At 60.4% G+C, this 11,093-nt stretch carries 10 protein-coding genes; 7 read left to right on the top strand and 3 right to left on the bottom strand.

Annotated elements, in window-relative coordinates:
* Positions 1–93 precede the first annotated feature (93 nt).
* The 3 genes from IFO71_RS16880 (at position 94) to IFO71_RS16890 (ending at position 2,581) form a co-directional block, all read left to right on the top strand.
* Complete coding sequence (locus IFO71_RS16880; RefSeq protein WP_192030840.1) at positions 94–999, top strand: hypothetical protein; 906 nt, start codon at positions 94–96, stop codon at positions 997–999.
* Between the two features lie 311 nt (positions 1,000–1,310).
* On the top strand, positions 1,311–1,772 hold the full coding sequence (locus tag IFO71_RS16885; RefSeq protein WP_192030841.1) for a nucleotidyltransferase domain-containing protein: 462 nt from the start codon (positions 1,311–1,313) through the stop codon (positions 1,770–1,772).
* Positions 1,763–2,581 (top strand): nucleotidyltransferase domain-containing protein, encoded by an 819-nt coding sequence (locus IFO71_RS16890; RefSeq protein ID WP_192030842.1) that lies wholly within the window; start codon positions 1,763–1,765, stop codon positions 2,579–2,581. The genes IFO71_RS16885 and IFO71_RS16890 overlap by 10 nt, the downstream gene beginning before the upstream one ends.
* 312 nt (positions 2,582–2,893) lie before the next feature.
* Here IFO71_RS16890 and IFO71_RS16895 read toward each other — a convergent pair whose 3' ends face one another.
* The 3 genes from IFO71_RS16895 to IFO71_RS16905 form a co-directional block, all read right to left on the bottom strand.
* Positions 2,894–4,327, bottom strand: a complete 1,434-nt coding sequence (locus tag IFO71_RS16895; RefSeq protein WP_192030843.1) for a hypothetical protein — start codon at positions 4,325–4,327, stop codon at positions 2,894–2,896.
* Positions 4,328–4,458: 131 nt separating this feature from the next.
* Positions 4,459–4,689, bottom strand: coding sequence for a hypothetical protein (locus IFO71_RS16900; protein ID WP_192030844.1), 231 nt, complete (start codon positions 4,687–4,689; stop codon positions 4,459–4,461).
* 163 nt (positions 4,690–4,852) lie between these two features.
* Positions 4,853–5,164, bottom strand: a complete 312-nt coding sequence (locus IFO71_RS16905; RefSeq protein WP_192030845.1) for a hypothetical protein — start codon at positions 5,162–5,164, stop codon at positions 4,853–4,855.
* Between the two features lie 841 nt (positions 5,165–6,005).
* On the opposite strand from IFO71_RS16905, the gene IFO71_RS16910 reads away from it, so the two are divergent.
* The 4 genes from IFO71_RS16910 to IFO71_RS16925 form a co-directional block, all read left to right on the top strand.
* Positions 6,006–7,154, top strand: a complete 1,149-nt coding sequence (locus tag IFO71_RS16910; RefSeq protein ID WP_192030846.1) for a caspase family protein — start codon at positions 6,006–6,008, stop codon at positions 7,152–7,154.
* Positions 7,151–8,509 carry a hypothetical protein gene (locus IFO71_RS16915; protein WP_192030847.1) on the top strand — a complete coding sequence of 453 codons (1,359 nt, stop codon included), beginning with the start codon at positions 7,151–7,153 and terminating at the stop codon, positions 8,507–8,509. Before IFO71_RS16910 ends, IFO71_RS16915 begins: the two co-directional genes overlap by 4 nt.
* The gene (locus IFO71_RS16920) at positions 8,502–9,626 is read left to right on the top strand and encodes a ComEC/Rec2 family competence protein (RefSeq protein WP_192030848.1); all 1,125 of its coding nucleotides are present in this window, start codon (positions 8,502–8,504) and stop codon (positions 9,624–9,626) included. The genes IFO71_RS16915 and IFO71_RS16920 overlap by 8 nt, the downstream gene beginning before the upstream one ends.
* Positions 9,627–10,532: 906 nt before the next feature.
* A partial coding sequence (locus IFO71_RS16925) for a winged helix-turn-helix transcriptional regulator (RefSeq protein ID WP_192030849.1) occupies positions 10,533–11,093 on the top strand: 561 nt, incomplete at its 3' end.

Genomic DNA, 11,093 nt, shown 5'->3' on the forward strand with positions numbered 1-11,093 from the left:
CGCCGCTCCGGATGGTTGAGGAGGACTCGACCCAAAGCGTACGCCACACCGCTGAACTACTGCGGCACCACAATTCTCCCTTATCATCCGCCGATGCGAGGCGGCAGCATTTTCCTGGTGTACGGCGTCCATGGCGGACGCCCCAATGACGTGTACTTCGGATCGTTCCGCACGCGCGAGGATGCCGAAGAAGCAATCGCTCGGCTGCACGCGAAGGAAATGCATGGCGCGAATTGGGCAGCGAAACACCACGACCAGGGCTTTGTGATCCGCGAGCTCGTGGTTGAGACGGATTTCGAGGTTCCCCAAAGGCCGAAGCCGCGCGATCGATTCTGCGCGCACGCGAAGGAAGGCTCCGTCGGCTGCGCCCAAGTGGAGGTGTTTGAGCGCACGCCGCAAGGCCTCGAAGAGCGGGCGCGGTACGCGCGCAATCACGCGATGTTCGAAACCTTTGAGCCCTTTCGCCAACGCGGCCGAAACTTCGCACTGGTGTCTCGCGACTACACGAAGTCAGCGGTGCTGGACCTGGCCACGGGGGAGATTGTCGCCGAAGAGCCCGACAACGAGTGGGACTTCTGCCCGGTGGGATTCTACGTTCCCGACTGGTGGGATCTTCACGACGATTCGGTCCTGCCCGGTTCGCCATACTGGTCGAAGGACTGCGAATTGCCAGATGGAACCTTTGGCTTTGTTTGGGGCTGCGTGTGGGGTGACGACAGCTCATGGAAAGTGCAGTGGCTCGATCTTTCGCGTGTGGCGGAAGGCGCGCTCACGCGCGAGGAGCGCTTTGGGTACGTCGAGGTGTCCACGCGCGACTGGCATTCGCCGGCATTGTCGTTGGAGCCCCCGCCTTCCGGCGGCAGCGCGCCGCCACCGTTCATCGGGGTGCGATTCAACAAGGGCAAAGCTCGCGCGTGCATCGATGTGCTAGTGGACTTCGACCTTTCCACCGGGCAGCCCGTCGACTGGCAGCGACTACGAAACGAGAATTTCGACTGATTTGCCAACGTCGACACACCCTTTGGACGCCAGACCAACGATCTCCCAGCGTGATGACTGTTTCCGAAATCGATGATCAACGCGCCCTCCGCAGAAGCCGCTGTTAGCCCCTCTCCCTGTGGGAGAGGGGTTGGGGTGAGGGCCGGGTGTCTTCGAGGCCGAGTAGTGCTGCCTTCTAGACTCATGGGGGCCATCCACCCTTCGGGCACCGCGGATCGAGTCCAAGGCTCTCCTCCCCCTGGGAGAAAGCAAAGAGCAGGCGCGACGAATCGACACGTTTAGACGGGGTGCGCGGGGTTTTTCGTAACGACATGCTCAGTCTGCAACCCATTCCGATCGAGGATGAACGCGCGCGTTTCGCCGGCCTGTTGATTTTTCGCGAACAAGCCTGGCGACAAGCCTGTGAGGATCACCGCAACTACTGGGCCTGGCGTGCCGAGCGCAATGAGGCGCGCTGGCAGGCGCAGGAGCGCGGCGAGCTGGACTACGACGCCAAGAACCTGATGCACACGATTCGCCTGCTGCTCTCTGGCCAGTCCATGCTGCGCCGCGGTCTGCCGATCATTCGCTTCGAAGGCGAGGCACGCGACCTCCTGCTGAGAGTGCGCTCAGGCAGCATGAGCTACGACGAGATCATGAGTATTGCTCAAGATATCGCAGACGATTGCGAGCGAGAGCTCGAGCGCAGCGACCTCCCCGAACGCTGCGACGCATCCGCCGCCGATCGCCTATTGGCCGATCTCACCACCCAATGGGAGCACCGATGTCAGTAGACGAAAGCGTGCGGGCCGCGATCGAAACGTCGATCGCCGAGATCGAGCACAACAAGCAAGTGCGTGTGCTGTTTGCCGCCGAGTCCGGCAGTCGCGCCTGGGGCTGTGCCTCGCCCGACAGCGACTACGACGTCCGCTTCATCTACGTGCACGAGCTTGAATGGTATCTGCGCGTCTCCGAACCCCGCGACGTGATCGAAGCCCGGTTGCCCGGCGACCTCGACCTCAGCGGCTGGGAGCTACGCAAAACACTGCGACTGTTCGCCAAGTGCAACCTTGCGCTAAACGAATGGCTAGGCTCACCCATCGTGTATCGATCTGACGATGCCTTCGTCGAACGCCTGCGCCAGCTCATCCCAACGTTCTTCCGCCCCCCACACGCCGTGCTCCACTACCTGCGCACCGCGCAATCGATGTGGCGCGACCACCTCGACCAGCCCAGCGTGCGACTGAAGAAAGTGTTCTACGCACTACGCCCCCTGCTCGCCTGCCGCTGGATCGAACACACCCTTAGCCAACCCCCAACCGAATTCGAAAAGCTGCTGCAAGCCGAATGGGTATCCGACAGCGAACGCCAAATGATCGGCGAGCTACAGGCAGCGAAAGTGCAAGCCTCGGAAGCGGATCGTTGCCCGATGCCAGCTGAACTTTCCGCTTGGTTGGTGGAGCAGATGGGTTATTTTGAGGGTGTGGGGCCGAAGCTTGCGGTTCAAGCGTCGGGGGAAGGTCGGGAGCTTGATCGGGTGTTGGCGGAGTGGGTTGTGGGTTTGATGGGTTTAGCGGGCGCGGGAAGGTGGGAACGGCCTTAGCCTCCAGTTTCTGTAGGGCGGGTTTCAACCCGCCAAACAGACATAGATGCAGTCGGGTAGACAAGACACTGCCGCCACGCACCAAGCCAGGTTGGCTTTCTGTCATGTATTCGGCGGGTCAAAACGTCAAATCCCGCCCTGCGCGGGCTAGCTGGCTACTCGAAAGCAGACATTCAAATTCGGGTGGAAATGGATTACACAGGAAGCGTCTATTGTGGCGTTTAGCGCCGCGTTGCGCGGCTTCTGGCCTATCGATTGGCAGAAAACATGAAAGCCTTTACCAGTGGCCCGCTTCAACGCAAAGTTGGGGCGTCATTCAACAAGCGCACGGAATCTTCTCATTAGAAGCGGAAAATCGGAAGTCGCATGCCCGTCTCGTTCTGCGGCGGCAAGCTCAACGAGGTCATCGTCTGTGAGCGCAATAATGAGGCCTCGCTGGTCTTTCGCTGTATCGATGCATCGCCGTTCGAACAGGGACACATCCTCAAGGCTTCGGCAAACCAAAAGACCAAACACACCCCGCATCGGAGAGAACCGACCAGCGAGTTGGTCAAGTTCTGGATTCCCCAGTTCACGGCCGTAGTTTTTGCATTCAACAAAAACAAATGCGCTCGGGTAGTGCTGACCCAGCCAATGAAAAAATCCTGATCGTGATTCGTTCGTGTAGGTGATGTCGATTCGCTTTCGTCCATCATGAATCTCGCGCTGCTTCGTGGGCGAGCAAAGTGATGGATAAAAAATGGCCGTTAGAAGCTGCTCTACCACATTCTCGTAATTCGTAGCATCGGCATTTCCAACCGGTGTGGATCGAAGTGCATCTATCAGCGCATTCCAATCCGGCGACTCCATGCCCTCAATTTCGGCAAACTGCTCGTGAAGTAGCGGCGGCGGTGGATTACCCTGCTTTTGCTCGCGATACCCTGTCAGTGCCTGCGGGTGTTTGATTGTCTGCTCAACAACGGCAAGCTTGTCGGAGCCGTACTTTTCAATCAAGGCCTTCTTTGTTACACGGCGACGTCCGTCCTTAAGCACCTCAACCAAACTGGAATTCTTGTTCAGCTCTTCCAGTTGCATCTCAGGAAGGAGAAAGTGCCTGTAGTACTCGCCAAGTTCATAGCTAAGGCGATGCCGGACAAGTATCTTAGGCACTAGAATTACTTTGCCATAGGTTGTTATGGGTAGAGGTAGGAGCTCCGAGCCCCAACGTTCGCTAACAGGATCCCAAATCGGACCCGACGCGACATCCGGAGACAGCGGGACTCCATAGTAGGCACACGCCGACTGCGTGTAGCGAATCAGCGGCCCGCGGATGATGTTACAAACCGCATCCGAGACCATATCACGCCCAATTCCCTCAATGAGTAGGCAAGTGTCTTCGAGATCCTGTAGCAGCCCAGATCGAGAAGCTTGGCTTCGTGACAGCGCCTCCCAGACAGAGTTTGCTGATTTGTCGCCGAATCCGTGGCCTTGAGATTGACCCTGCGAGTAGCCGAGGTGAAACTCATTCCTTTCGTTCAGCGACGACAGCAATCGCCTCGCATCGTCGTCATCGCCCGTCTGAATCCGATTCAGCACGGCCTGAAAGAAGTGTTGAACGAGGGATGCACACTCGTGGCCAAACCCAGACTTTAGGCCCCTCAGCGCAGTGGGGTCCACAAAGACAGGAAGGTCGGTGTCCAACTGAACATCGACAAAGTCCAGGAACGCCTGCGTCCGTCCTAGCTGAAAGAATTCGGAAACGCGCACGTCTCCGCCCTATGACGCCGAACGCCACGTCAAGCGGCCGCAGTGCGACCACCGTTCAGGAAACATCAAAGGTTCTCCCCGCGGTTCGCTTGAACGCATAGTTTGACTGAACACGTTCGCGTTGCCCACCACTAGAGTCCCTCAATGAGCTGTTCCAAGAACTGCTCGTATCGGAACATCGTCAGGCTTTGAGGCGGAGTCTGCTTCATCGCTTCGTGCGCGCGACCTTGGATCTGCTTGAGCGACGACAGAAGGCGCTCCTTGTCGGGATTCGACTCAAGCAATGCGCGAACCGCCACGTTGAGAGCAAGATTCTCGCCTTGTAGAAACAGGCAGTACTCTTCTGCGGTTTGTGGAATCACCGGAAGTCTCCTTGGGTCTTGAAGCGCGCGAGGAAGTGGTGCGATTAGGTTCTGCGTGCTGTCCAACGCCGCGCTACGCGGCCGCTGGTCGGTACACCATCGGGAAACACGATAGCCTCTCCCCGCGGCCCGCTTTAACGAATAGTTGGGCGGCAGCACAGCACTACTCAGTCTCGGCCGCGAGAATGAGCGTCTGCTTTGTCACCTTGATGGAAACGTTAATCTGTTGTGGCGGGATAAAGAGCACGCACCCGGCACCGTGACCAGACTGGACCTCAGGAAGGAAGTGGACGCCTGCCCACCCAGCAGCTTGAGCCTCGGCGGCGAACCAAGAACGGACGCTCTTGGAGATTCGTTTTGCGTCAATCTCTTTCGCCTGGTTGTAGATCGCAAGCATTCTCTCGGCAGTGCAGAGAACTGCCCGGTCTTTCAGCTTGCAGGATTTCGGGTCAGGAAACTTGTACTTACGCGCCATGCTGCCTCTCCTCGCTGTCAGGATGGTCGGAACAGTAACACTGCAGCCCAACTGCGATTGGACGTCAGATTAGCCGGCAGACGTGACATCTAGCTTCGCTCCCAACAAGTCAACGGCCCTGCAACTTTCAGAAAATTCCTACATGGCGCCACGAGGCCATTTGACAGATACCGCGTCATCTGGCGCCCAACCTGACAGCCAAGTCCATTCTCGGCACGGTCCAGCCATGCCAGCTTCGACTCATGGCGCCTGCTTTCTCGATGGGGGGAGTCGACCGTCTGCAATAGATCGATACCGCCGGTTGTGGCAACTTCACGTCTCTCCGCGCAGTCTGAGCCGGTCGACGACCAAACATCAAGTGAAGTAATTCACTTCCAACTCGCCTTGAAGGCATTTGATAGCCATGCCGGTCAAACGCCGCGAAGCATTCAGCCTCATCCGCGTGCGAGATGTGCGCCTGCCGTGACACCGGATAGGTTGAACCCGCCAATCGGCAACCCTCGGTGCAGGCTCTTGTCGTTCGGTTTGGTAGTCGGCACAGCGAAGCGTCTGGTTTAGATCAGGGCCCTGCCCCCTCACCCCAACCCCTCTCCCTCGAGGGGAGAGGGGTTTCCAAGCATCAAATCAAAACACAGCTCTCGCCCAGGCCTCATCATCAACGGAGCTCCCCATGACCATCGAAATCCGTTTCCAGCAAAACGCCTCGGTCTCGGCCTCGCTCTCTCCGGCGGAGGTTTTCGCGCCGCAGCCTTCCAAGTCGGTCTGTTCCGCAAGCCGCAGTCGATGGGGGTGTCGTGGAAGGTCATGATTCGGCGCTGGGTCCACAATTGCGAGGGGCGACATGACTGAGCCGTTGGTGTGGAAGGATCAGGCCCGCATAGATAGCGGCAAACCCGCTACCCATGCGGCGGTGATCGGGGTGGGGCACTATCCGCATTTGCTGGGTGGTGGTGGGCCGACAACCGATCTAAATGGCGGCCTGGGCCAGCTGACCTCGCCGCCGGAATCGGCCTACGCCGTTGCGCGTTGGTTGTTGGATGAGTTCAACAATCCAGATACACCGCTGGCTTCACTCAGCTTGCTGGTGTCGGCGCCACAGTCAACCACGTTCTCGCACCCGCAACTCGCTGCACCGGTCACGCCTGTGTCGGCCGATAGCAGGAATGTGGTGCAGGCGCTGCGCGACTGGATTGCGCTCGGCGACATCAACGAGCAGAACCTGATGTTGTTCTTTTTCTGTGGCCACGGCGTGGCGCGTGGGCTGGAAGGGCTTACCCTGCTGTTGCGTGATTACGGCCAGGTGCGTGCCATGCCGATGGAAGGTGCGATTGACTTCGCCGCGATGCAACGCGGCATGGCCCGTTGCGCGGCGTCGCAGCAGTGTTTCTTTGTCGATGCTTGCCGCACGGTAACCGACATCGCACGCAATACCACCGCCAGCGGTCAGCTGGTGATCCAGGACGATATCCATCGGCCGTTCGAATCGGATTGGAACTACGCCGTGCTGTTTTCCACCGTGGAAGGCGAAGCGGCTTATGGCCGGCGTGACAAGCCGAGCTTCTATACCGAGGAACTGATTCGCGGCTTGAACGGCGGCGCGGCCAATAATCGCAGTGCCGATGGCCGCTGGCGGGTTAGCACCGGCGACTTGAACGCATCGATTCACCGCGGGCTGTCGCTGCGTGGGCCGAAAATCAAGAATCCGGCGGTGCGATTGGTCGAGTTCGAGTTCCATCTGCCGAAGAACGCACCGCGGATACCGGTGACCGTGTTCTGCGACCCTAGATCCGATACCGAATTGGCTGATCTTTCCTGTTGGCGAGCCGGCGAAGAGATCAGCCGCCGTGGGCCGGCGCCGAATGAATGGCGCACCGAACTGCCCACGGGCGTGTACGACTTCAAAGCGCAGATCGCGGCGCGCAATGGACAGCGCGCCGGGGAAATCGTGGTGCCCCCTTACCGCGACTTTATGATTCAGGTGCCGAAATGAGCGTCAAGATGGCGGCGCGCGCCCTGCTCTTCCAACGCGAAGCCGAGGCCGGCCTGGTTGGCAGCGTGTATCGACAAGCCCCGCAAGGTCCGGTGTTTGTGAGCAAGATCACCGTGCCGATGGTCGATTGGTCCAGCTCACGGCGTGAACAGATCGATCCACTGAGGAATGCCGAGGCCGGGCACTATCTGCTGCAGCTCACCCTGCCCGATGGGAAGATCGCGAGTGAAAGCTTCGAGATCGCCAGCGGACGTGACACTGAAGTGGTGGTGGATGTGCCGCACGAGGGGCCGGCCGAGTGGACCTCATTGCAGGCCATGAGTGGCGGGTTGAAGGCACGCTCCAGCTTGCTGCCGAGCCAGCCGGTTGCCTTTCCAAGCTATGCCTCGCTGGCGGCCGACCCGCAGCATGGGTTCTCCCTGCATCTGGTGAAGCCGCACAGTGGCGGTGAAACGGTGGGCCTGGCGCAGCTAGGTGAGTTGATCCAGGCTGATCTCAGCGCCAATGAATCGGCCGAACGTCTGGGCGATTGCATCGAGATTGCCACGCCGGTGCAGGAGATGGAAACCGATGCGCTATTTGAGATCGTTTACGGCGGCTCATTGGGCGATGGCGCCACACGCGGCAGCTTCCACTTCGGCGCGGGCTCAGACCTTGAACGGGTGTATCTGCTGGTTCGGTCGAACCAGGGCGCTTCCCTGGTCTCACTGCCCGTGCCGTGGACGCGCGAGGGCAACGAGATCGAAGTCGAGCTGCTGCTGCAAAAGCCTTCGCCAGGCGCGGTGCCGAGTTATTCGCTCACCATCGGCGATCCGATGATCAACACGGCGCTGGGCTATCTGAACAATGGCGCGGTGTTGGAAGCGGCGCGGCTGATCGATTTCGACAAGGCGCGCGATCTGCTGTTCCACAAGATCAGCAGTCCGTTGGCCGCCAGTTTCGGTGGCTATCTGCTGATGCTGGGGCTCGATCGGCGCGTGTACTCCTCGCGCGCCGATGACTGGAAGCATTGGCTGGATAACCTCGACAACTGGTTTAACTGGCTGCCCGATGGTGCCATTCTGCGCTCGGCGCTGTACTTCGTGCTCGGTGACAAGGATGCAGACGGCGCCTACGACGCCCTGCATCGTGGCTTTGATCGCGGGCTGCCGTTCTTCACCTTCGGCCTGCGATTGATGCTGGAAGGCTTGCGCCGCTTCGCCAGCGAAGGCGATGAGCGCTCCAAGCAGCGGCTGGCCCTGCTCGAACCCATCGCCATGGCCACTGACCCTGAGCACAGTTTTCTTAACCTGAATGTCGCGCGGCACTGGCACGATCAGCAGGCCAAACCCACCATGGTGTACGCCCATGCCTGATTCCCTCAGCCTCACCATGCTGCCAGCCAAAGAAGGCGACTGTCTGCTGCTGAGCTACGGCGCGCCCGATGCGCGGCGCCACGTGCTGATCGATGCCGGCCGCAACTGGACCTACAAGAATGCCTTGGCCAACCTGCTTGCCGAGCAAGAGATCAAGACACTCGAACTCTTGGTGGTGACCCATGTCGATCGCGATCATATCGATGGCATGCTGGCCTTGATGCGCGACCCTGCGCTGGACATCAAGGTGCGCAGTATCTGGTTCAACACCTGGGCGCACCTGGAGGGCGAATCGATCACCGTGGTCGACACCGAGGACGACGATACGGAAGCCTTTGGCGCCAAGATGGGCGAGGAACTCAGCGGCCTGATCGTCGAGAAGGGCTGGGCCTGGAACAGCCAGTTTGGTGGCGCGGCGGTGGTGGTGTCCGACACCGCCTGCGGCAACATCATCACGCTGGACGAGCTCAAGCTCACCCTGCTCTCCCCTACCCGCGCCAAGCTCGATGAGCTGAAGCCAGAATGGGTCAAGGAATGTCGCAAGGCCGGCATTACACCGGGCGCGGTGCTTAAAGAGTACGTGCTAAATGAGGAAGACGACGAGCTGGAATCCTTCGGCGCAATCAATATCGACCTGCTCGCCGCCGAACCCTTCAGCGGCGATCACTCCGAAGCCAATGGATCGAGCATCGCCTTTCTCGCCGAATACGGCGGCCGACGCATCCTGCTCGCCGGCGATGCGCATGAAGATGTGCTGGTGCCACAACTGCAAGCACTAGGCGCCACGCCGACAACCCCACTCGCCATCGACGCCTTCAAGATTCCGCATCACGGCAGCAAGTACAACGTATCGAAGGACCTGCTGCAGCTGATCGACTGCAAGCATTACCTGATCTCCACCAATGGCAATTACTTCAAACATCCAGATGACGTTGCCATTGCCCGCCTGATCAAGTTCGGCGGCGACAACCCCACCCTGCACTTCAACTACGACACCCAGTACAACCGGCATTGGCGCAATGCGGGGCTGCAGGCCGCGCACGGCTATCGGGTGGAGTATCCGGAGGCTGGGCGAGATGGGTTCAAGGTGGTGGAGTTCGGTGCTATCAAATCGTAGGGTGGGCGTGCCGCCCACCATCCCGCTTGTTGAGCGGCGCCGTGAACTCAATCGTTACACCGGTGGGCCGCAGGCCTGCCGTGAGCCTGTCGAACGGCCCACCCTACGATGCTGTCGAACGGCCCACCCTACTACGCGATGGCGCTCGCTCTACACAATGCGTTGCGCCGACCTGTAGGGTGGGCGTGCCGCCCACCGTCGTTCGTATTGACCTTCGCCGTGAATCCGATCGTCGCGATGGTGGGCCACAGGCCTGCCGTGAGCCTGTCGAACGGCCCACCCCACAACCGCCTTGGCGTAGGGTGGGCGTGTCGCCCACCGCTGCAAGTTTCGTGCATCGCCTTGGTTCCTGGCGTTGCGATGGTGGGCCGCAGGCCCACCCTACGATGCTGTCGAACCGCCCTCCCGCAACGCTGCGATGGCGCTCGCTCTACACAATGTGTTGCGCCGACCTGTAGGGTGGGCGTGCCGCCCACCGTCGTAGGTTGTGCGATGCGATGAGGTCAGGCGGCCTGCGGGGCAATACGCTGCGATGGCAGGCGGCCGCAAGCTTACATGCTGCGATGGCGGGCCGGGGCCCGCCCTACACTTTGCGTTTCGCTGGCTCGTAGGGTGGGCGTGCCGCCCACCGTCGTAGGTTGTGTGATGCCATGAGGTCAGGCGGCCGCGGGGCTATGTGCTGCGATGGCAGCCGGCCGCAAGCTTACATGCTGCGATGGCGGGCCGGGGCCCGCCCTGCGTATTCCACGCCATGCCGGTCGCAGATTCCACGGCATGCCGGTCAGTGATTCCACGCCAAGCCGGTCACCGATTCCAGCGCATGCCGGTCGGGGTGTAGGCGGGTAACCCGCTACCGTCGGGCCTCCCACGAACAGGAGGTTGGCGGTGGCTCAACGGAGGTTACCCATGCGTAAGATTTTGGAGATTTTGCGGCTTCACTTTGAGGCCGGTTTGAGTGGGCGGGCGATTGCGCTCGCCGTGTCGTTGGCGCTGTCGACGGTGCAGGAATGTCTCCGGCGTTTTCAGGCGGCCGGACTGAATTGGCCGACTGATTTGGACGAGGAGGCGCTGGAAGCACGGCTGTATCCTCGACTTGCATCGGCGCCTGCCGTGCCGTTGCCGGACTTCGCTGCCGTCCAGACGGCCTTGGTCAGCCATAAGGCGATGACCCGGCGCCATCTGTGGCAGCAGTACCGTGCCGAGTACCCGGATGGCCTGGGCTACAGCGCGTTCTGTGCTCAGTTGGCGACGTTCACCGAGCAGCAGGCGACGGTGTTGCGGCGCGAGCATGCGCCGGGCGCGGCGATGCTGATCGACTATGCCGGGCCGAACTTGGCGATCATCGACCGACAAACCGGCGAGGTGCAGCCGGTGCGCCTATTCGTTGCCGTGCTGGGTTATTCGAACTACACGTTTGCGCTGGCCACGCGGGGCGAGACCACCGCGGATTGGCTGGCGGCGCAGGTG

Source organism: Pseudomarimonas arenosa (genome assembly GCF_014841215.1).
Classification (GTDB): domain Bacteria; phylum Pseudomonadota; class Gammaproteobacteria; order Xanthomonadales; family Xanthomonadaceae; genus Pseudomarimonas; species Pseudomarimonas arenosa.